Origin of the sequence: Rheinheimera sp. NSM, assembly GCF_052380015.1 — a bacterium.
GTDB lineage: Bacteria > Pseudomonadota > Gammaproteobacteria > Enterobacterales > Alteromonadaceae > Alishewanella.
The window spans coordinates 401,150-422,668 of record NZ_JBQTCI010000003.1 but is presented as its reverse complement, the minus strand read 5'-3'; the positions used below and the strand labels follow the sequence as shown (position 1 = coordinate 422,668).

Genomic DNA, 21,519 nt, shown 5'->3' with positions numbered 1-21,519 from the left:
TAAATCTTTCTTTTATGCGGTTAATTGCTTATCCTGTTGCAACGAATTATTAAAGGAGATGGCAATGTCGATTTTATTAGATAAACGCGAGTTAAAGAAAGCAGCAAAAGAGCTGACGTTAGGTAAGCTGACCGACGTAATTGATACGCTGAACAGCGTGTTAGCCGAGCGGCAAAAAGAAGTTGAGTTAATTACTCAGCTGGAGCAGCTGGCTAAATCTCAGGGCTTTACGCTGGAACAATTAGGTTACAAACTGAACAATGAAATGGTGCTTGAGTCAGCCGACCCTGCTGCACGCTCAGATAAAAGACCTACCAAGCCAAAATTCAAAACAATTAATAAAGACAGCCAGTACTTTTATGTAGAAAACGGCCAACTGCAGCTATTACGTACCCATACTATGAAAAAGGGTTTGCAGGATCGCGGCATTGACGTGGTGCCGGTAACGAAAGTAGACAAAAAGTACGCTAAGCAAATAGACAGCTTAATTGTTGATGCTACAGCTCAGGCGGTAGAAAACTTTAACGCCAAAGTGGATGCCTGGAATGAATGGGCAGCCGCCAACGGCGAAGAAATTCTGACCAAGAAATAAGCGTTATATGCTAAGAAAAACCCGGCTTCTGCCGGGTTTTTGTCATTTAGGCTGCGCGTCCAGCGATTGGCCATTTACCGCCGTGCTGTCGTTGCTCATCAGATACAGATAAAGCCACATTAAATCGGCAGGTGTTTTCAGTAAATTGACATCTTCACCAGGGTAAGCACGGCTGCGCATTTTAGTACGGGTAGCGCCGGGGTTAATGCAATTTACCCGGATAGTGCTGGTATCATATTCATCGGCAATTACCTGCATCAAGCCTTCGGTAGCGAACTTGGATACCGCATATGGGCCCCAAAATGCCCGGCCTTTACGTCCTACGCCGGAGGAGGTAAATACTACGGAGGCGTTAGGTGCCAGTTTTAATACCGGCAGTAATGCCTGGGTCATCAGCATAGGTGCGGTAACGTTAACCTGCATAATGTCTTGCCAGGTAGGCAAATCAATATGCTCAAACGGGCTAAGCACCCCCAAAATGCCGGCATTGTGCAATACGCCATCAAGCTTACCGAACTCGGCTTTAATCGTTGCGGCCATATCACGATAGTGTTTGGCAGTCGCCCCTTTTAAATCCAGCGGGATAATAGCCGGCTCTTTAGCGCCGCTTGCGACTATTTCGTCATACACAGCAGTAAGCTTATTAACTGTTTTACCCAGCAGAATGACACTGGCGCCATAACGGGCATAGGTTAAGGCTGCTTCTTTACCTATGCCGTCTCCGGCACCGGTTACCAGTATTACTTTATCTTGCAGTGCGTCAGTAGTCGTTTGATAACTTTGCATAAAATCTCACTTGTTGCCGCAAAAACGGCGTCAGCATACGCGCAAATGCCGGAATTTGCACCTTTCTTCGTGGGATCTGTATTTTTCAGCTAGCGATTTCTTTTAGTTTGAGTTAACTTTAACTGGTCGTAGCTGTTACAGGCTATAAGCACAACAGATTTCCAATAAGCAAGGTAAGTGTTTGCTTTGCAATAAAAAATAAAGTCAGGATAGGGGAGAAACTATGAATAAGCTGGCACTAAGCTTAGCTGTCGCACTCGCATTAGGTTTGACCGGGTGTGGTGGCGAATCGTTAGATGATATTAAACAAGAAGAGCAGGGTAGCGTTAAGCCATTATCCCGCGTGGTATTTGACCCTGCGGCATCAACACCGCGCTTATCTGTTCCAAACGATTTATTATTTCAGTTTCCTTCAGCAGCGGCAGATGGCACCCCGCTGTATTCAGACGGCACTTTATATATGCCATCTGAGCGTAATGCTTTGGGTTTACCGCTAGACGCACCGGAGTATGGTAGCGACCCTTCTACTGCGATTGGTGCCTTAGATGGTTGGTCAACCCAGCATCCGTACCCGATAGAAGTTGATTTAATCGGCGGCGCAGAGTTAGTTTTGGCGTCCGTTCAGCAACCCGGTGCTGTGCGCGTGTTTGAGATGGTAATGCAAGACCCGATGTCGGCGGATGAAGATTGCGCCACAGCGAATCGTGGCTTTGCTTGTAAAGTGGTGGCAGAACTTACGTTTGGCGTCGATTTTGTTACTACGGTTAGTGGTAAAAATGTAGTTGTAGTGCCATTAAAGCCTTTAAAAGCCGCAACGACTTATATCACCGCATTAACATCTTTAATTGAAGATGATAATGGTCAATCATTGGCGCCTTCTACCTCGTATGAACTGGTCAAACAAGATATTACCACCTTACCATTGAATACTCCGGCGCAACGGGGCTTGCAGGGCTTAATTAACAGCTTTGAAAATGTGTTAGCCGGTGAAGGTGTTGATAAAGATACCATCGTTTATACTGCAGCGATGACAACGCAATCTACCCTGAATGTGTTGGCTACTGTAAAATCATTGATGGCAGCGCCGGGCTCACCTTATAACCCGGGCGCAATCACGGTAAATGCAGTAGCACCGGTATCCATGATTCCGGATACGCCGTTAACCGGTAATGCAGCTTTCGACAACGTGATATTGTATAGCGGCTCGGTTAACCTGCCGTATTACCTTGGTGCGCAAACTGCAGAAGCGCCAACAGCGCCGTTAAATACGCGCTGGAGCGCATTATGTGACAGCGGGGCTATTTTGGCGCAACTGCCTGCCAGTGAAAAACCGGAAGGTGCGCAATCTGCAGCTGACGGCTTATGCTTAGCTTTGTCGCAAAACCAGCTACGTGACTTGGGTAAGGATCCACAGCGTCACCTGACCAAATTCAACACTATTCCAAAAATCAATTCATATCAGACAGCTGAAGTCATTATGACTGCGCCTAATGCGGCTGCACCGGCAGAGGGCTGGCCGGTAGTCATTCTGTCGCACGGTATTACATCCTGTAAAGAAAACATGCTGGCGGTAACGGCAGCGCTGACTCAGGCTGGTTTTGCTACTGCCGCTATTGACCAGCCATTACACGGTTCACGTGGTTTTAATGGTATCAATGCATCCGGTAGCAGCTGTGGTGTCGCGAATGGCAATGCAACTGTGTATATGAATTTATCCAATTTATTGGTTACCCGCGATAACTTGCGTCAAAGTGTTGCCGATACCCTGGCATTAAGGTTGGCACTGAATAATGTTACCGGCATTGACCTGAATATGGCCAACGTACAATTGCTGGGTATGTCGTTGGGCTCTATTACCGGTGCTTCTGCGGTAGCCTTAGCCAATATGCCAAGTGGCAATACTAATTTGGATGCAGCTTACCGTATGCAATCAGCGGCCTTATCTGTACCAGGCGGCGCTGTGGCTAACTTCCTGCTGGAGTCGGCCAGTTTTGGTGCGCTGATCCGCGCCAGTATTGTGCTGGGTGCTGATGCATTGAAGCCTGGCTTTGTGGAGTATCTGGGAGCAAATTCAGAGTGCCTGCCTTTGGCAGAAAATGCTGCAGCCTTTACTAACTGTGCTGCCGGCCAGATCGATGCCTACATAGCCAGCGCGACAGCGCCGGTAGCTGCTGCGATCAGCGGTACTCTGGCGCAATTTGCTTTCGCAGCGCAAACCATTACTGATGCGGGTGACCCAAATAATTACCTGCAACTGTTGGCTGGTACCGAAACACCGGTCTATATCGCTGAGGTAATCGGCACTGGTGTGAACTCTGCAACTTCTGACCGTGTCATTCCGAACCGAACAGTTGGCATGCCGTTGGGTGGTACTGAGCCATTTGGCCGCTTGTTAGGCGCAACAGCAATTAGTGCAGTGGCTGGCCCACAGGCATTGGCAGGGAATGTGATTGCGCGCTTTACTGCAGGTACTCACAGTTCACTGCTTGACCCAACAAGCAGTGGTGCGGTTACTCAGGAAATGCAAACACACGTTGCTACGTTCCTGGCGAATCAGGGCGCGGCACTTGTTGTTGCAAATCCGGCAGTGTTAGCACCAGCAAACTAAGTTGTATTAACCGATTTAAAAGCCCGGCTTGCCGGGCTTTTTCTTTTACAATAAGCGGTTACAATGCTCAAAAGCGTGTTGAGGATACTGTATTGGAATTTCTATATGAGTACGGCCTGTTTTTGGCCAAGGTTGCTACCTTTGTTGTTGCGATAGCGGTAGTTATCGGTTTGATAGCTGGCGCTGCGTTAAATAAGCCGCGGCCAAAAAAAGGCCAACTGCAATTTACCGATATTTCTGCGCAGTACCGCCGGCAGACAGCGGAGTTGCAACAGCATTTAATGGATAAAAAGCAGTTTAAGAAATGGCGCAAAGCGCAAGCTGATACTGCTGAGCAGCAAAAGCCGCGCTTATTCGTGGTCGATTTTAACGGCAGTATGGATGCCAGAGAAGCCGAAGCCCTGCGCGAGGAAGTTACTGCTATTCTGGCAGTAGCAGACAAAGCTGATGAGGTGCTGCTACGGCTGGAAAGTGGTGGTGGTGTAGTGCATGGTTACGGCCTGGCTGCGTCGCAACTGGACCGTCTGCGTAAAGCTGGCATTAGCTTAACTGTTGCAGTAGATAAGGTGGCTGCCAGTGGCGGTTATATGATGGCTTGTATCGGTAACCACATTTTAGCCGCGCCTTTTGCTATTGTCGGTTCTATTGGTGTGATAGCGCAATTGCCGAACTTCAATAAGCTGCTGAAAAAAAGCCATGTCGATTTTGAACAGTTTACCGCCGGGGAATATAAGCGCACGGTCACCTTATTTGGTGAGAATACTGAAAAAGGCCGGCAGAAGTTTCAGCAAGAACTGGAACAGACACATCAGCTATTCAAACAGTTTGTTCGTGATCACCGGCCGCAATTGGATATTGATGCGGTAGCCACCGGCGAGCATTGGTTTGGTTATCAGGCACTGCCGCTGCAGCTGGTTGATGTCATTCAAACCAGTGATGACTATATGCAGCAGCAATTACCACAGCGCAGACTGTTTCAGGTGCAGTATCAGCTTAAAAAGGGCATTGCTGAGAAAGTCGGCATGGGCTCTGCCAATGTTGTATTTCAGTGGTGGCAAAAGCTGGTGCAACACAGTTGGCTACGTTAGCCTACCGATAAAAAAGCCTGCAACAGCAGGCTTTTTGCTTGATGCGTTCAGTTAACGCAAGTGATGAAAATCGATATTCTCTTCTTTGCTGCCGGCATTAACATCATCAAATACAGTTTGATCGAAGGCTTTTTCGCTTTTGCCAACAATACAGGACACCATCGCATCGCCGGTAACGTTGACCGCGGTGCGGGTCATATCCAATAGGCGGTCTACACCGATAATCAGTGCTATACCTTCCACCGGCAAGCCTACTTGCTGTAATACCATGGCCAGCATAATCAAGCCGACTCCCGGCACACCGGCAGTACCCACAGAGGCTAAAGTTGCTGTTAATACCACCATCAGGTAATCGCCAAGGGTAAGGTCTACGCCGAACACCTGAGCAATAAATACGGTTGCGACACCCTGCATAATGGCAGTGCCGTCCATGTTAATGGTGGCGCCCAGCGGCACGGTAAAAGAGGCAATGCTGTTTTTTACACCCAACTTGTTAGTCACCGCTTCCATCGTTACCGGCATGGTAGCGTTGCTACTGGAGGTGCTGAAACCAAATAATGCGGCATCCTGCATTTTACGGAAAAATATTAACGGATTAAGTCCGGACAACAGCTTAAGGATAATGCCGTAGCTGACAATGCCATGGATAAGCAGTACACACATTACGACGCCAAAGTATTTAGCTAAACTGGCAATAGTTTCAAAACCCAGCGTAGTGAACAGTTTAGCCATCAGGAAGAATACACCATAGGGAGCCAGGTTCATCAGCAGAGTAACCAGCTTCATAATCACTTCGCTAAGATCAGTGAACACGGCTGATAATCGCTCACCGGCTTTGCCGCTCATTGCCATTGCCAGGCCGAACAGCACAGCAAAGACAATAATCTGTAGCATATTACCTTTGGCCATTGATTCGATAGGGTTGCTGGGGAAAATATTAATAAACACCTGCGACAGCGCCGGGGCTTCACTGGGGTTAAAACTGGCGTCAGACTGCATTTGCACACCTTCACCGGGGCCGATCAGCAACGCAGCGAAAATAGCCAGGCTAATAGCAATAGCTGTAGTCACCATATACAAACCAATGGTTTTTCCACCCAACCGGCCCAAGCTGGAGGTATCGGATAGCGAACAGGTACCGCAAACCAGCGAAACAAACACCAGTGGCACTACCAGCATTTTTAAGCTGGCAATAAAGATTTCACCGCCAATATGAAACAAACCATCTACAAACAGGGCCTTTAACGGCAATTCTAAGCCAACCAGGTGCAATACGCGTTCATCCTGCCCGGCCAGCAGCCATTTAAAGAAAAAGCCCACGGCAATACCTGCGGCCATACCAATAACAATGCGGGCTGTTAAGCCCAGCTTTTTAGGTGCTGTCATAACATCAAACTAATTGTAAGTTTATAATAAGCTTAAGCCTAACAGGTTGGGCAGGCGAAAGGCAGATACGGTCAATTTTTTTTTCAAAATAGCTGTGACGTTTGCCGGATTAATGGTTTAAGATACAGAATTAACAAAACTATATAATAAAAACAGCTAGGGAGAGTTTTCATGCGAAACATCCGGCAACTTATTGTTGCGCTAATCGTTACAACACTGGCCGCCTGCGGCGGCGGTGGCACACTGGGTTCAGATGGCGGCACCGGCGGAAACACACCTGTGTATAGTGTCACGGTTGCTTTGACTAATGCAGCAGGTGAATCATCCTCTGCATTGGCTCAGGCGACACCTTTAACAGCAACTGCGACGTTGACAGCAACAAACAATGGCGTTGTCGCCGGGCGTTTAGTTGAGTTTGAACTGAGTAATACAGCCCTGGCAACCTTGGGAAATACTGCAGGAACCGCAGTGACTAACGCTGATGGCGTAGCGACAATTTCATTGTTGGCAGGTAGCAGTAGCGGAGCGGGAAGCGTTACTGCCAGCTATGAAGACGCCTTTGCCGATGCAGCATTTACCTCCGCCGGTGATGGTGGTGATCAAGTAGATGTGACAGTAGGGTCTATAGTACTGATTGCTGACTCTTTACAACTGGGTACTGCCGTGTCAGATAAAATTGAACTGACGGCATTAGTACGGGATTCAAATAATGTGGTGGTCGAAGGTGTGCCGGTAACGTTTGCTGCCGACTCAGGCGAACTGGTTTCGCTTGACAGTTTGACAGGGGCGAATGGTGTTGCGCGTGCGACATTGTCAACGCAAACTGATAAGAGCAACCGCAATATGGTGGTAACAGCCCGGGTTCAGCAGCAAGTAGCTGAGCTGACGGTATCTGTTGTTGGTAGTCAGTTAGAAATAGCCGCACCTGAGTCTATCGTTTTAGGTGACACCGTCACGATAGATGTGTTTTTAACAGACTCAAGCGGCACAGGTATCCAGGGCACCGAAGTGCAGGTGGTATCAGCATTGGAAAATACGCTGGATGATGATAGTCCGGCGACATCAGGTTCTTCGGGTAAAGCCAGTTTTTCTTATACTGCGGTTAATAGTGGTACAGATTCACTTACAGTCACTGCAGCAGGCGTAACTGCGATTGCAAGTATCAACGTTAGTGCCGATGCGTTTGCCTTTTTAACGTTAACAGATAACGCTGACGACGCGCTGCCAGGCGATCCGGTACAGGAAGTAGCGCTTAATACCGCACAAAAAGTAGAAGTTGAGTGGTTAGTTAATAATGCGGCCAATCCTGCTGCAGAAGTGACTTTTGCTACAACACGGGGTGTTATTGCTGATGAGGCTGCTAATCTGGCAAACGCTGTTTCAGCAACAAATGATACTGATGCTGATGGCGTGGCAGAGGCTTATGTGCGCTCAGCTTATGCTGGTTTGGTCACGCTCAGCGCAGCTGCCGGTGCAGGTAACAGTGCCGTAAGTGCAAAAAAAGTAATAGAGTTTATTGCCACTGCACCCACAAAAATCGAGACTCAGGCTACTCCGGCACAAGTTGGCCCGGGTGAAGCCAGCACAGTGCGCGCAGTACTGCGTGATGCTAACAACAATCCTGTTAAGAACCAGACAATAGTGTTTTCACTGGATAACGCAGCCGGTGGTACTATTAGCAGCGGAACTGCAATAACCAATTCTCAAGGCATTGCTACTACAGTATTTACCGCTGATGCAACCAGTGGCGCTGGCGTTGGCGGACTTAATCTTCAAGTAAGGGCAGCATTGCAAAGTAATAATGCAATTGCTGACGCTACTGATATCGCTGTAGGTGAGCGCACGCTGTTCTTCCGTTTTGGTACCGGTAACGAATTAGAGGAACCGGATCAAAGTACATACCGCAAAGAGTTCTCTATTGTTGTAACAGACAGTTCAGGTAATCCTGTTGCAGGCCAGCCACTTAGTGTTGCGGTAGTTCCGGTTTCATACGCCAAAGGTCAGTGGGTGAGAACGCCTGCTGCTCCGGCAGCATTTGAATACTATGATGCTGTACGCTCCATTACTTGCCCCAATGAAGATATCGATTTGGACGGTATTATGGCACCGTTTGAAGATACTAATGGTGACGGTCAACTTACTCCGGGAAATGTAGTAGCTGTCTCAGGTGAGCAAGCCGGCCAAGACATTACTGCAGATAGTTCTGGTATAGCAAAATTTTATCTGACTTACACGCAAGACTACGGTGCCTGGATTGATGTGTTGATTCAGGTGTCAGGTGCGGCGTCGGGTACAGAGAATGTCAGTTCGCGTAACTTCACGTTAAGTGTATTATCCGACGACGTAACAAATGAAGATGTGCCGCCGCCGCCAATGCCCTTTGGTGCTACTGCGAACTGTGCATCTGTTGATTAATTCAGCATCTTAACAAACGTAGTTAAAAAGGGAGCTGAATCAGCTCCCTTTCTTTATGCTAAACCGATGCAATCTATGCTTGCTGGAACTGATACACCGAACCCAGATCCAGGATTTGGGTTAACTCATCCAATGCTGTGCGCGATTCAAGCAATAACTGCGGATCGGCTAAATCTGCTTCGCTGATCTGGTCACGATAATGCTTATCTACCCACTGATTCAGTTTGGCAAACAGCTTGTCATTCATCAGCACATTTTGGTTAACGGCTTGTTTTTCCTGCTCGCTCATAGCAACGCGCAGGCGTAAACAGGCCGGGCCGCCGCCGTTACGCATACTTTGTTTAACATCGTAATAGTGAATTTGCTTTATCGGTGTATTACGCTCGGTTAATGCCGCCAGATAAGACGATACGGCCGCGCTGTCCTGGCATTCTGTCGGGGCAATAATGGCCATTTCGCCATTGCCCAGGGTAATAACCTGGGTATTAAACAAGTAGGTTTTAATGGCTTCTGCCACGGAGACTTCGCTGTTTAGTACTTCAATCAGGTGCAGTTCGCTGTCATTGCCGAATTTACGTTGTAACTCACTTAATTTAGCTTGTGAGTCAACAAAGGCTTGCTGGTGGTAAAACAGTACGTTTTGGTTACCTACTGCGATAACGTCGTTATGGAACACGCCCTGGTCAATAACGTCCGGATTTTGCTGCATATACACTACATGTTCATCACTTAACCCGTGCAAGCGTGCTACGGCCTCGCAGGCTTCTAATGTATGGCGTGCCGGAAAACGTTGCGGTGCAGGTTTACTACTATCGAACGCATAACGGCCAAACACAAACAGTTCTACGCCGCGCTTACCATAAGCGCTGCAAAGTCTGGTATGATTCGCCGCGCCCTCGTCACCGAAGTGATCATTGTCGGGTAAATGTGTATGATGCGCAAAATGCTCAGGGTTGCGGAACATTGCCTGCAAAATTTTGCCGGTGGTAACAGGTTCCAGCGAGCGGTGAAATTTGTTGGTCAGGTTGGCAGGGGTGAAGTGCACTTTGCCATCTGCAGTGTCGGCAGAAGGCGATATAGTCGCCGCATTAGCTGTCCACATGCTGGAAGCTGAGCATACCGCCCGGAATACCGCAGGTGCCTGTTTAGCGGCTTTCTCTATTACCTGAGCATCTGAACCGGTAAAACCAAGGCGGCGTAAGGTGTAGACGTCAGGACGTTCCTGAGGTGCCAGTACACCTTGCACCATGCCTAAGTCATGCAGGGCTTTCATTTTACTTAAGCCTTGTTTAGCTGCCTGACGCGGGCTGGAGCTGTTTTTAGCGTTAGATAACGAGGCAACATTGCCGATAGATAAACCGGCATAGTTATGAGTTGGCCCTACCAGGCCATCGAAGTTTGCTTCAAAGAATTTCATTTTTGCTTTATATCCTTTATTTGGAATGGGCACTGTTTTTATTATTTTTGCGGCCGCTGAGGATGCTTCATTCGGTTTGGCGAACGTTTCGCCAGACAGCTCTTAAATTGAGCTGGTTTGCATAATAATGAGTTTATTCACTTGTCACAACTGCGGTTTACGGATATACGTTAAAAAAGCAGCATAATTGACATGCATAAAATGTTAGGGATCTCGGGATTAAGATGGCGAAATCACTGGTTATAGTCGAATCACCGGCAAAAGCGAAAACAATCAACAAATACCTTGGTAAAGACTTTATCGTCAAATCCAGCGTTGGCCATATTCGCGATTTGCCCACCAGCAGCAGTAAAGAAAAAGCCGCCGCGAACAAAACGCTGAGCAAAGAAGAAAAAGAGTATCAGGCCCTGGTTGACCGCATGGGCATAGACCCAGCACATGGTTGGAAGGCCCGTTATGAAATTTTGCCCGGTAAGGAAAAGGTTGTTAAAGAGCTCAAAGCTCTGGCTGAAAAGGCGGAAACCGTTTACCTGGCAACGGACTTAGACCGTGAAGGGGAAGCCATAGCCTGGCATTTACAGCAAATTATCGGTGGTGATGAGCAGCGTTTTAAACGGGTAGTGTTTAACGAAATTACCAAAAACGCCATTCAAAATGCGTTTGAAGAACCCGGTGAAGTAAATGTAGACCGCGTTAATGCACAACAAGCCAGGCGGTTTCTCGACCGCGTGGTGGGCTTTATGGTATCGCCGCTGCTGTGGAAAAAAGTCGCCCGTGGCTTGTCTGCCGGCCGCGTGCAGTCTGTTGCGGTGCGTTTGGTGGTAGAGCGTGAGCGCGAGATCAAAGCCTTTGTGCCGGAAGAATACTGGACAGTTGCCGCAGATACCTTAACAGCGGCAAAACAGGCGTTGCAGTTGGATGTAACCAAACAGCAGGGCAAAGCTTTTAAACCAGTGAATAAAGCCGAAGCTGACGCTGCCTTAGCCTTATTAAATAACGCCGGCTACAAGGTGCTGGAGCGCGAAGATAAACCCAGCAGCAGCAAGCCGCAAGCACCTTTTATCACCTCGACATTGCAACAAGCAGCCAGTACCCGGCTGGGCTATGGTGTGAAGAAAACCATGATGCTGGCGCAGCGTTTGTACGAAGCCGGCCACATTACCTATATGCGTACTGACTCGACCAACTTAAGCATGGACGCCGTCAGCGCTTGTCGTGATTATATTGCCGCGCAGTTTGGTAAAAAGTATTTGCCGGAGCAACCGTTGAGCTACGGCAGTAAAGCCAATGCCCAGGAAGCGCACGAAGCGATACGGCCGTCAGATGTGAATGTGTTAGCCGGTAGCCTGGGCGATATGGAAGCCGATGCCCGTAAGCTGTATGAGTTGATTTGGCGCCAGTTTGTGGCTTGCCAGATGCCACCGGCGTTGTATGACGTAAGTAATATTATTGTGCAGGCCGGTGATTTCGAGTTGAAAGCCAAAGGCCGCGTGCTGCGTTTTGATGGCTGGACTAAGGTGCAGCCGGCAGTTAAGCGCAAAGACGAAGAAGACAGCCTGTTACCCGATGTGAAACCGGGAGAAATGTTACAGCTGCAGCAACTGAACAGTGCGCAGCACTTTACCAAGCCCACGGCGCGTTTCAGTGAAGCCAGCCTGGTAAAAGAGCTGGAGAAGCGCGGTATCGGCCGGCCCTCTACCTATGCCTCCATTATTTCGACCATTCAGGACCGCGGCTATGTGCGGGTAGAGAACAAACGCTTTTACGCGGAAAAGATGGGCGAAATTGTTACCGACCGGCTGGTGGAAAACTTCAATGATCTGATGAACTACGATTTTACCGCCAATATGGAGCTGAAGCTGGATGATATTGCCAATGGTCAGGCGCAATGGCGTAAAGAGCTGGACAGCTTCTACGGCGATTTTTATCAAAAGCTGAAAACTGCAGAAAATGACCCGGAGCAGGGCGGCATGCGGGTAAATCAGTTTGTCCTGACAGATATTGTCTGCCCTACTTGCGGCCGGCCAATGGGTATTCGTACTGCTTCTACCGGGGTGTTTTTAGGTTGCTCCGGTTATAACCTGCCGCCGAAAGAACGTTGTACCACCACCATGAATCTGGTGTCCGGCGATGTGGCGGTAAATGTCAGTGACGAAGATGAAATGGAAACCGAGGCGCTGCGGCAGAAAAAACGTTGTGCCAAATGCGGTACGGCAATGGACAGTTATCTGATTGACGAGCAGCGTAAATTACACGTATGTGGTAATAACCCGGCCTGTGATGGCTATCAGGTAGAGCAGGGTAGCTTTAAAATTAAAGGCTACGATGGCCCGCTGATCGAATGTGATAAGTGTGGCAGCGATATGCAGTTAAAATCCGGCCGCTTCGGCAAGTATTTTGGTTGTACTAATGCTGACTGTAAAAATACCCGTAAGCTGCTGCGTAGCGGTGAAGCCGCACCGCCAAAAGAAGATCCGGTGCATTTACCGGAACTGAAGTGTGAAAAATCGGATGCCTACTTTGTACTGCGTGACGGTGCAGCCGGTTTGTTCCTGGCGGCATCTACCTTCCCGAAATCACGCGAGACAAGGGCGCCGTTGGTGGCAGAGTTGGCCAGGTACCGCGAGCAGTTATCACCAAAGTTCTATTATCTGGCCGATGCGCCGGTAAAAGATCCGGAAGGAAATCCGGCAATAGTGCGTTGGAGCCGCAAGACCAAGCAGCAATATGTGATGTCGGAAAAAGACGGCAAAGCCACCGGCTGGTCGGCCTGGTATGAAGCCGGCAAGTGGGTGGTCACTAAAGCCTGATGTTGCTGTAATGCCAAAACAAAACGGGCCGCTATTGCGGCCCGTTTTTATGTTGGTAGCACTACCATTTGCGTTTTGGTGCAAACAGCTCGTCTAAGTCTTTGTTTTCTTTTTCTTCTTTTTTCTCACGGTCTCTTACATTACCTTCTTTCAGTTGGCTGGCAATGTCTTCCAATCCCTGCATAATTTCTGATTTGCGCATCAATACATAGTCATCCTGATGCGGGGTGCTGCTGAGCGCTGTCAGGGCTTTTTCAAAATACTGCCTGGCAGAGCCGAGCATATTGTTAGTCCTGGCCTGATTGCCGCGTTTAACCTGGCTTTCAACATTAATACGCAGTTGCAGCACCTCAAGCCGTTTATCTTCCTGGATTACCATCTGCGTATCGATATTGCCTCTGGCGTGCTCACCGCGCAGCACAGTGCGCAGCCGCTTAATGCCTTTGATCATGGCAATAAGCTGTTGGTCGTTGTCCGGCAAAGTTACTGTTTCTGCTACAGCGCTGGTATCGGCGCTGTTGTCTGCCAGCCGGCTCTCAGTATCGTGCAAGCGCTGTTTAATATCACGCGCGCCGGGTTCCAATTCAACCATAGCTTTAAGCGTTGTTGCGGTTCGTTTCAGCAACATCTGTTGCAGCGGTGCAGACAGCGGCACATTAGCGGCATTCACCATCAGTTCTTCGGTGTCCTCCAACATAGCGCGCAACTTGCTGAACTCAGCACGTTTTAACGTGGCTAAGCGCTCTTTATGTTGTTGAATAGCATTAACTATTACTGCAATAACAACCAGAGCCACAACCAGCGTTATTATTAAGGTTAACAGCATCAAAACCTCGTTAAGGACAGAACCTGACTGTCATATTAATCACAAAACAGCTGAAATAACAGCGAACTGTATACTTCAGGGCAAAGTCAGCCGGAACACGCCACCGCCATATCTGCCGCCGTTACGCAGTTCAACAGTACCCCGCACGCCCTTATTGTTGTGCGCACGTGCAATAAGCTTAGCAAAAAATATTCCAAGTCCGGTGTGATTGTTAGCTAAATCCGGTGTATTCATGTCAATAGCGTCGCTGTTCAGCATAAACTCCGGAAAACCCCGGCCATCGTCATGCACTTCCAGTACCAACAGTTGCTGTTGTTGGCTAACGCTAAGCAAAATACGCCGGTCACAATAGCGCAGCGCGTTAGCGACGGCGTCATTAAGCAGATTCATAACCAGGTCATAGTCAAAGAACCAGTGCAGGTTATCCGGCAGCTCAGTCTGCAGCTGTAACTGACGCTGTTCGGTATAAAACTGATTTTTCAGCACCAGCTCTTCGGCTATGTCTGCCATATAGTGTTGATCAATTTGTACCGGCAGCTGGTTTCGCTCTAAACGGTACAATGACAGCAGCTGCAGCAGATTGGAGTTAAGCCGGTTGGCTTCATAATTCAGCCTTGCCAACTCATCGCGCGCGTCGCCGGATAACTGCGCACTTTCCTGCTGAATAAGCTCAGTAGATTGGATCAGCATACACAATGAGTTTTTCATATCGTGAACAGTAGATGCCAGCACTGAAGCAAAATCAATGGCCGGTACAGTTTTACTCATAGGTGCTCCTTAGGATAACAACGCTACGGCCACAAAAGCGGCTGGCAGCCACTATAGTTTTAGCTACCATTAGTTATAGCGGCAAGGAAATTAAAAATAAGTTGGAATATCTTGCCAGATAGGTATATTGAGCAATGATATGCCATTACCGGATCTGTGACACATGAAATTGCAGCAGCTGCGCTATATAGTTGAAGTGTTGAACCACAACCTGAATGTTTCTTCAACTGCTGAAAGCCTTTATACCTCGCAGCCGGGTATCAGTAAACAGGTGCGTATGCTCGAAGACGAGCTGGGCATTCAGGTGTTTGGCCGCAGCGGTAAGCATTTAACCCACGTTACCCCGGCCGGTCGCGATGTTATTGATATAGCTCAGCAAATTTTGGCTAAAGTAGAAAGCATTAAAGCGGTAGCAAAAGAGCATACCTTACCTGATCAGGGCAAACTGAATATTGCTACCACCCATACTCAGGCGCGCTATGCATTGCCACCGGTGATCAGCGGCTTTATGCAAAAGTACCCGAAAGTGTCCTTGCATATGCACCAGGGCACGCCGCAGCAAATTTCCGAAGCGGCGTCACGCGGCGATGCCGATTTTGCTATAGCCACCGAAGCCCTGCATTTATATAACGATTTGGTCATGTTGCCGTGCTATCACTGGAATCGCAGTGTCATAGTGCGTCATGATCATCCGTTGCTGCAACTGGGCCGTAAAATTGCGGTGGAAGATGTGGCACAGCACCCTATCGTCACCTATGTATTTGGTTTCACCGGACGTTCTGAATTAGACAGAGCCTTTGCGGCTAAAGGGTTGGAACCGAAAATCGTGTTTACTGCCACCGACGCTGACGTTATTAAAACCTATGTCCGGCTCGGGCTGGGGGTTGGTGTAATAGCATCGATGGCAATGGATAAAGAGCTGGATAAAGATTTGGTCGCTATTGATGCCAGCCATTTATTTGATGCCTCGACCACGAAAATCGGCTTTCGCAAAGGTGCTTTTTTACGCACTTATATGTATGATTTTATTGAACGTTTTGCGCCGCATCTGACGCGGGATGTAGTAGAGAAGGCCAATATGCTGCGCAATCAGGAAGAAATTGACCGTATGTTTGCCAGGTTCGATTTACCGGTACGTTAGCCGGTAGCGGATTTCGTACACAGTGTCCGGATAACTGCAGATGATCCCTGTTGAGTTAATTTTGTTAGTGCTAAGCCCGGTATTTCTCGGCTTTATCGGCTGGGAGTGGTACCGCGCCAGGCATGCTACTCCAGCGTTGTACCGCTGGCAAGATACGCTGGCAAACGCGGTATTGGCACTGCTGCATCAGGGCAGTGATATGCTGGCTTTGTTGCTGTTAATGCCGTTTTTCCTCTGGCTGCATCAGTTTCGCTTGTTCGATATTGAGCTGAGTGTCGCTACTATTACTATCGCGTTTTTATTGCAAGACTTTCTCTATTACTGGTTTCATCGTGCGTCGCACCATGTCCGCTGGTTGTGGGCTTCGCATGTAGCACACCACAGCTCCAGGTTGATGAATTTCAGTACTGCATTCCGGCAAAGCTTGACCTACCCGTTATCCGGCATGTGGTTATTCTGGACGCCGATGATGCTGGCTGGTTTTACACCAACAGTAGTGTTTGCTGTGGTAGCGCTTAATCTGGCCTTTCAGTTTTTTGTTCATACACAAGCCGTGCGCTCGTTAGGCGTGCTGGAATGGCTGTTTAATACGCCGTCACATCATCGCGTGCATCATGCCTGTAACCCGGTATATATCGATAAGAATTTTGGCGGCGTGCTGATTATCTGGGATCGGTTGTTCGGCAGCTTTGTCGCAGAGCGTGATGACGAGCCCTGCCGTTACGGCATCACCGATGATTTTCACTCCGACAACCCGTTAACCATCACCTTTTACGAGTGGCGTCGCATGGGGCGTGACTGTTTAACACAGTCATCACTGCGCAGCCTTGGCCGGACCTTATTTGGTGCGCCGGTAAAGTCCGCGCCATCAGAGCACCAGGCACCATCCGCTGATTAAAGCTTTTTTTGTATCTTTTTGCTTTAACCGGCAAAAGCAGCTGTTATGCACTAAGCTTGAGGCGATCCGATAACGCCTTGAGGTGTAATATGAAAACTGACAAGCTGTTAATCGTTGTACTTGCTATCACCTTAGCTGGTTGCGAACCCGCCATGCAACAGCCACAGACACAAACACCTGCCACAGATGCGCTGGCATCAACTGAAGTTGAAAAACCGGCCTGTAATATGACCATGGGTGTGGATGCGTGGGAGCCATACCAGTATATCTCTGTTGGTAATACCGTTACCGGGCTTGATGTAGAGCTGGTGCAGGCGGTAGCTGAAGGGATGCAGTGTGGGTTAGATGTGGTGCAGGGCAGTTGGTTGGAGTTATTAACCCTGTTAAAAGACGGAGAGGTAGATTTTGTGCTCGGCGCATCGAAAACGCCCGACAGGGAAGAATTTGCTTACTTTTCAGAGCCGTATCGTGAAGAGCGTTTTCAGCTGTATGTGCGTAAAGAGCAAGCTGGTTTACCGTTCGATGATCTGAAAGCCTTTATCGGCGCCGGGCATAAAGTTGGTATTGTTAACGAGTATTTCTATGGCGACGAAGTAGCAGCTTTATACGCTGATGAAGCACACCGTGATAAGTTTGTCGGGGCTATTATCAGTGAGCTGAATATGGCCCGCTTGTTAGACGAAGAGATCGACGGTTTGTTGGAAGACAGCTTCGTTGGTGCGTCAATTTTACGCCGCAAAGGGTTGGACAAGTATATTCAGCCGCACAGTATCAGCCTGGGGGCGTCAGATGTGTACGTTATGTTCAGCAAAAGTTCGGTGACAGAGCAGCAGGTGCAGCGTTTTAACAGCGGCTTGCAGCAGTTACGTGACAATGGCAGTTACAACCGCATTGTGGATAAATACCGTAATTAACTCAGCTGAAACTGTTGTTGTAACAGCGCCGCGGTAAAGCCGGCTTTTAAGTAGAAACCTCTGGGCAGAGTACGGATAGGTTCACCCTTTGCGCCAACAGCCGCTGTCAGTGCTTTGCTGTTGGCGGCTTTGGGACGTAATTGCAAAATTTTACCCTGAGCCCCGCGAATAGAAGCGATACCGCCAAGAGTGATTTGTTCCATCAGCTCTTCCCAATCTTGCTGTAGCGCCAGTAGCTGCTCCTGGCTGGGCTGCCATAAAAATGCCGTGCCTACCATACGTTCTGCCAACGGGATGCTGCGCTCCGCCAGAATGGGTACCCACAGTACCCGTTGCAGCTTCTGACAAACCCAGGACTCATGCCATTGCTGACCGGCAACGCCGGTGAGCGGTGCGACGCAGACATAGGTGCTCTCAAGCGGTTTACCCTGTTGATCAACCGGCAGGGTTTTTAGCTCTACGCCTAAATGCGGAAAATCGGGTTCGGCTTTTGAACCGGCGCTGGCACCAAGTATTTGCTCCAGTAACTGGCCGACCCAGCCTTTGTCTTTTTGCAAATTTTCCGGCACCGACAGCTGTATTTGGCCGGCAAGTTGCCCCAATGTCAATCCGGCGAGGGCATTGCTACGGCTTAGTAATTCGGCAAGTGTTGCAGGAGGAGCAGGCATAAAGGTCATTTCTGGCAAGAGTTGGAATACGCTAGCATTTTTTCGCCCCGTTTGCTGCTTAAAAACACAGCAAACGGACTTACTCACAAGCAAAGCTGATAACCAATATTGATGTATAAGCTGTAATGCATTGAAACTATTTCAAAAAAAACTACAAAGCTGACAGCCGACCCGGGGACTTTCCGGGTTATGCAGTGGTTAAACTGATAGTGTGCACAGTTTTATCAACAGTCTCTGTGAAAAAGTGCACATAGGCTGGTACTGTAAAGCGTTTGTTGTGGATAAGTCTGTAAAACTGCTGCTGAAAATACCGTTTGCCCAAGCCCTGACTTTATGAAAGAATCTTTTACATATTGTTTTAAGATCCGCCAGAGGTTTGTGTGATCGATGCCGAAGGTTTTCGGGCCAATGTCGGCATAGTGATTTGTAACCACCAGGGACAGGTGTTTTGGGCAAAACGGTATGGTCAGCATTCCTGGCAATACCCACAGGGTGGCATTGATGATGGCGAAACGCCGGAACAAGCCATGTTCCGTGAATTACATGAAGAGGTAGGCCTGACCGCAAAAGATGTGGAGATCATTGCCACAACCAAGCATTGGTTAAGGTATAAGCTGCCGAAACGGTTAATTCGCAAAGACAGTAACCCGGTGTGTATAGGCCAGAAGCAAAAGTGGTTTTTGCTACGGCTGACCTGTGCAGACGAAGATGTAAATTTACTTAAAACCACGCATCCTGAATTTGATAGCTGGCGTTGGGTCAGTTATTGGTATCCGGTGCGCCAGGTTGTCGCGTTTAAGCGTGAAGTTTACAGAAAAGTCATGAAAGAGTTTGCTCCGGTCGCTTTGCCGTTTATCCGCCGCGAAGGCAAAAAGAAGAGTTAGTAAAGCAGGTTAACCGCTGAACTGAAGATGGGGCTCTTATGTTAGGCCAGTTAAGGCGAATAGTTCAGGACGTAGCACAAGAGCCGGTGCTTCAAAACGCATTAGCCGGTTTGGTGACAAGCGTTAAACAGGCACTGGCAACGGAATGTTGCTCAGTGTACCTGGCTGATTATGAACAACAGCACTTTATGCTGATGGCCACTGACGGCCTGAACCCTGACGCTATCGGCAGTATTGCTATCGGCTTCTCTGAAGGCTTAATCGGTTGGGTAGGCCAGCGTGAAGAGCCCATCAATCTGGCGAAAGCCCACTTACATCCACGCTTTAAAGTTACCCCCGAAGTCAGTGAAGACCGTTTCTCCGCCTTTTTAGGCTGTCCTATTATTCACCATCGTAAAGTGCTTGGGGTGTTAACCATCCAGCAGGGCGCCGATCGTGTGTTTAATGAAGATGAAGAGTCTTTCCTCGTTACCTTGGGCGCCCAGCTGGCATCAGTGCTGGCCAATGCTGAAATGCGTCAGGCGGCCAGTGAAACAACTGCAGGCCACACCCAAACCGGACAGTTAAAAGGCTTACCCGGCGCGCCCGGCATCGCTATCGGTGAAGCTTTTGTGTTAGAGCCTGCCAATGACTTTAACGCCATTTCGCTGAAACGCTCGGACGAGCCGGAAAAAGAGCTGGCGCACTTTTACCGTGCCGTAAAAATTACCAAAGCCGAGTTCAACCGGCTGGCTGAGCGCATGAGCGGGCATTTACCGCCCGATGCCCTGGCTATTTTTGATGTGTACCACCAGCTGCTGGATGCCGCCAGTTTGGGGCGTGAAATAGAGCAACAAATTGCCCAGGGCTGGTGTGCCAAAAGCGCGTTAAAGCGGGTGGTGGAAAAATTCGCCAGGCAATTTGACGATATGGACGATCCATACCTGCGTGAACGTGGCACCGACATCCGGGATTTGGGCCAGCGGGTATTAAACAATTTGCTGGATACCGAGCAGCGTAAAATTAAACTGCCGGAAAAAGTGGTGCTGGTGGCTGACAACGTTACTGCTACTATGCTGGCGGAAGTGCCGCGGGAACAACTGGTAGCAATAGTGTCGCTAAAAGGCTCGGTAAACTCGCATGCGGCTATTATGGCGCGGGCGTTGGGCATTCCTGCCGTTATGGGGGTAGATGAGCTGCCACTGCTACACTGGCAGGGACAACGGCTGATTGTTGATGGTTACCAGGGCCATATTCTGCTATCGCCGGTAGAAGCCATATGTGCTGAATACCAGCGTTTAATTAGTGAAGATGCCGCGTTAAATGCCCGTTATCTGGCCGAAATAGCATTGCCGTCACAAACCTTATGCGGCGCCGGGTTTAATTTAATGGTGAACTCCGGTTTAGCCATAGAGCTGGAAACCACAGAACCGCAATATACCGGCGGTGTCGGCTTGTACCGTACCGAGTTCCCTTTTATTATGCGCAGCCGGTTTCCGACGGAGCAGGAACAAATAGAGCTGTACCGCAAGGTGCTGGAAAATTACCCCGATAAACCGGTGATAATGCGCACCCTCGACGTGGGCGGTGATAAAGCCTTGCCCTATTTCAGCATTATTGAAGAAAACCCGTTTTTGGGCTGGCGCGGTATTCGTTTAACCCTGGATCATCCGGAGATTTTTCTGGTACAAATCCGTGCCATGTTAAAGGCTAATCTGGCGCTGGATAATTTGCATATTTTACTGCCGATGATCACGGATTTAGCCGAAGTGGATGAATCAATCCGGCTGATCAGGCAGGCCAGTTTTGAAGTCAGCGACGAGTTAGCAATTGATTTACCCAAACCCAAAATTGGTGTAATGATTGAAGTACCGTCCATTATGTATCAGCTACCGGAGCTGGCACGTAAAGTGGATTTTTGCTCTATCGGTACCAACGATCTAACCCAGTATTTATTAGCGGTAGATCGCAACAACCCCAGAGTAGCGGGCCTGTATGACGCTATGCATCCGGCGGTGCTGCGGGCGCTACATCAACTGGCACAACAGGCAAACGGCTTACAGTTTCCCATCAGCGTTTGCGGTGAGCTTGCCGGTGAACCGGCCGGTGTATTGCTGTTAGCAGCAATGGGATATGACAGTTTCAGTATGAACAGCAGTAACCTGGCAAAAATAAAATGGCTGTTACGCCGGGTAGAAATGTCTGAGTTGGCTTTATTGCTGCCTGAAGTGCTGGCCTGTCCGTCAGCTAAACAGGTACGCGCACATATACAGCGCTTTTTAGAGCAAAAACAATTATTAAGCCAGCTACGTGCCTGATCCTGCGTCTGCCCTTATTAA

Annotated in this window: 16 protein-coding genes; 10 read left to right on the top strand and 6 right to left on the bottom strand. The window is 48.8% G+C overall.

The annotated features are described in order from the left end of the window. Nucleotides 1-64: 64 nt before the first annotated feature. Nucleotides 65-592 carry an H-NS family histone-like protein gene (locus ACTZWV_RS11290; protein ID WP_444786645.1) on the top strand — a complete coding sequence of 176 codons (528 nt, stop codon included), beginning with the start codon at nt 65-67 and terminating at the stop codon, nt 590-592. A gap of 42 nt (nt 593-634) precedes the next feature. On the opposite strand, the gene ACTZWV_RS11285 is transcribed toward ACTZWV_RS11290, so the two are convergent. Beyond that, nucleotides 635-1,378, bottom strand: a complete 744-nt coding sequence (locus tag ACTZWV_RS11285) for a YciK family oxidoreductase (protein ID WP_444786644.1) — start codon at nt 1,376-1,378, stop codon at nt 635-637. A 223-nt stretch (nt 1,379-1,601) separates the two neighbouring features. Here ACTZWV_RS11285 and ACTZWV_RS11280 point away from each other — a divergent pair, with 223 nt between their 5' ends. Together ACTZWV_RS11280 and sohB are read left to right on the top strand one after the other, a co-directional pair. Continuing rightward, nucleotides 1,602-3,986, top strand: coding sequence for a VolA/Pla-1 family phospholipase (locus ACTZWV_RS11280; protein ID WP_444786643.1), 2,385 nt, complete (start codon nt 1,602-1,604; stop codon nt 3,984-3,986). A 92-nt stretch (nt 3,987-4,078) separates the two neighbouring features. Then, nucleotides 4,079-5,074 (top strand): protease SohB, encoded by a 996-nt coding sequence (gene sohB / locus ACTZWV_RS11275; RefSeq protein WP_444786642.1) that lies wholly within the window; start codon nt 4,079-4,081, stop codon nt 5,072-5,074. A gap of 51 nt (nt 5,075-5,125) precedes the next feature. Here sohB and ACTZWV_RS11270 read toward each other — a convergent pair whose 3' ends face one another. Further along, the gene (locus ACTZWV_RS11270; protein WP_444786641.1) at nt 5,126-6,460 is read right to left on the bottom strand and encodes a dicarboxylate/amino acid:cation symporter; all 1,335 of its coding nucleotides are present in this window, start codon (nt 6,458-6,460) and stop codon (nt 5,126-5,128) included. Nucleotides 6,461-6,631: 171 nt separating this feature from the next. Between ACTZWV_RS11270 and ACTZWV_RS11265 the strand changes: the two genes are divergently transcribed. Further along, nucleotides 6,632-8,875 (top strand): Ig-like domain-containing protein, encoded by a 2,244-nt coding sequence (locus ACTZWV_RS11265; RefSeq protein ID WP_444786640.1) that lies wholly within the window; start codon nt 6,632-6,634, stop codon nt 8,873-8,875. A 73-nt stretch (nt 8,876-8,948) separates the two neighbouring features. Here the strand turns inward: ACTZWV_RS11265 and astB are convergent, their stop codons facing one another. Then, complete coding sequence (gene astB, locus ACTZWV_RS11260; RefSeq protein ID WP_444786639.1) at nt 8,949-10,292, bottom strand: N-succinylarginine dihydrolase; 1,344 nt, start codon at nt 10,290-10,292, stop codon at nt 8,949-8,951. A 224-nt stretch (nt 10,293-10,516) separates the two neighbouring features. On the opposite strand from astB, the gene topA reads away from it, so the two are divergent. Beyond that, entirely contained in the window at nt 10,517-13,102 is a 2,586-nt protein-coding gene (topA, locus tag ACTZWV_RS11255; RefSeq protein ID WP_444786638.1) for a type I DNA topoisomerase, read from the top strand. Nucleotides 13,103-13,163: 61 nt separating this feature from the next. On the opposite strand, the gene ACTZWV_RS11250 is transcribed toward topA, so the two are convergent. Then, entirely contained in the window at nt 13,164-13,928 is a 765-nt protein-coding gene (locus tag ACTZWV_RS11250; protein ID WP_444786637.1) for a hypothetical protein, read from the bottom strand. A 75-nt stretch (nt 13,929-14,003) separates the two neighbouring features. Continuing rightward, nucleotides 14,004-14,696, bottom strand: a complete 693-nt coding sequence (locus ACTZWV_RS11245; RefSeq protein WP_444786636.1) for a sensor histidine kinase — start codon at nt 14,694-14,696, stop codon at nt 14,004-14,006. Nucleotides 14,697-14,859: 163 nt separating this feature from the next. Here ACTZWV_RS11245 and cysB point away from each other — a divergent pair, with 163 nt between their 5' ends. The 3 genes from cysB (at nt 14,860) to ACTZWV_RS11230 (ending at nt 17,649) form a co-directional block, all read left to right on the top strand. Further along, nucleotides 14,860-15,837: an HTH-type transcriptional regulator CysB gene (cysB, locus tag ACTZWV_RS11240; protein ID WP_305553024.1), complete on the top strand. Its 978-nt coding sequence runs from the start codon at nt 14,860-14,862 to the stop codon at nt 15,835-15,837. A gap of 40 nt (nt 15,838-15,877) precedes the next feature. Further along, on the top strand, nt 15,878-16,735 hold the full coding sequence (locus ACTZWV_RS11235) for a sterol desaturase family protein (RefSeq protein ID WP_444786635.1): 858 nt from the start codon (nt 15,878-15,880) through the stop codon (nt 16,733-16,735). An 89-nt stretch (nt 16,736-16,824) separates the two neighbouring features. Then, on the top strand, nt 16,825-17,649 hold the full coding sequence (locus ACTZWV_RS11230; protein WP_444786634.1) for a substrate-binding periplasmic protein: 825 nt from the start codon (nt 16,825-16,827) through the stop codon (nt 17,647-17,649). Here the strand turns inward: ACTZWV_RS11230 and mutH are convergent. Beyond that, nucleotides 17,646-18,317 (bottom strand): DNA mismatch repair endonuclease MutH, encoded by a 672-nt coding sequence (gene mutH / locus ACTZWV_RS11225; protein ID WP_444786633.1) that lies wholly within the window; start codon nt 18,315-18,317, stop codon nt 17,646-17,648. The genes ACTZWV_RS11230 and mutH overlap by 4 nt on opposite strands. A 380-nt stretch (nt 18,318-18,697) precedes the next feature. Here mutH and rppH point away from each other — a divergent pair, with 380 nt between their 5' ends. Beyond that, nucleotides 18,698-19,201, top strand: coding sequence for an RNA pyrophosphohydrolase (gene rppH / locus ACTZWV_RS11220; protein WP_305553032.1), 504 nt, complete (start codon nt 18,698-18,700; stop codon nt 19,199-19,201). Nucleotides 19,202-19,239: 38 nt separating this feature from the next. After that, complete coding sequence (ptsP, locus tag ACTZWV_RS11215; protein ID WP_444786632.1) at nt 19,240-21,498, top strand: phosphoenolpyruvate--protein phosphotransferase; 2,259 nt, start codon at nt 19,240-19,242, stop codon at nt 21,496-21,498. The last annotated feature ends 21 nt before the right edge of the window (nt 21,499-21,519 follow it).

Bases quoted from the DNA above. Each gene is read 5' to 3' on its own strand.
- ACTZWV_RS11290 (WP_444786645.1), top strand. From the start codon at position 65: ATGTCGATTTTATTAGATAAACGCGAGTTAAAGAAAGCAGCAAAAGAG.
- ACTZWV_RS11285 (WP_444786644.1), bottom strand. From the start codon at position 1,378: ATGCAAAGTTATCAAACGACTACTGACGCACTGCAAGATAAAGTAATA.
- ACTZWV_RS11280 (WP_444786643.1), top strand. From the start codon at position 1,602: ATGAATAAGCTGGCACTAAGCTTAGCTGTCGCACTCGCATTAGGTTTG.
- ACTZWV_RS11270 (WP_444786641.1), bottom strand. From the start codon at position 6,460: ATGACAGCACCTAAAAAGCTGGGCTTAACAGCCCGCATTGTTATTGGT.
- ACTZWV_RS11265 (WP_444786640.1), top strand. From the start codon at position 6,632: ATGCGAAACATCCGGCAACTTATTGTTGCGCTAATCGTTACAACACTG.
- astB (WP_444786639.1), bottom strand. From the start codon at position 10,292: ATGAAATTCTTTGAAGCAAACTTCGATGGCCTGGTAGGGCCAACTCAT.
- topA (WP_444786638.1), top strand. From the start codon at position 10,517: ATGGCGAAATCACTGGTTATAGTCGAATCACCGGCAAAAGCGAAAACA.
- ACTZWV_RS11250 (WP_444786637.1), bottom strand. From the start codon at position 13,928: ATGCTGTTAACCTTAATAATAACGCTGGTTGTGGCTCTGGTTGTTATT.
- ACTZWV_RS11245 (WP_444786636.1), bottom strand. From the start codon at position 14,696: ATGAGTAAAACTGTACCGGCCATTGATTTTGCTTCAGTGCTGGCATCT.
- cysB (WP_305553024.1), top strand. From the start codon at position 14,860: ATGAAATTGCAGCAGCTGCGCTATATAGTTGAAGTGTTGAACCACAAC.
- ACTZWV_RS11235 (WP_444786635.1), top strand. From the start codon at position 15,878: ATGATCCCTGTTGAGTTAATTTTGTTAGTGCTAAGCCCGGTATTTCTC.
- ACTZWV_RS11230 (WP_444786634.1), top strand. From the start codon at position 16,825: ATGAAAACTGACAAGCTGTTAATCGTTGTACTTGCTATCACCTTAGCT.
- mutH (WP_444786633.1), bottom strand. From the start codon at position 18,317: ATGCCTGCTCCTCCTGCAACACTTGCCGAATTACTAAGCCGTAGCAAT.
- ptsP (WP_444786632.1), top strand. From the start codon at position 19,240: ATGTTAGGCCAGTTAAGGCGAATAGTTCAGGACGTAGCACAAGAGCCG.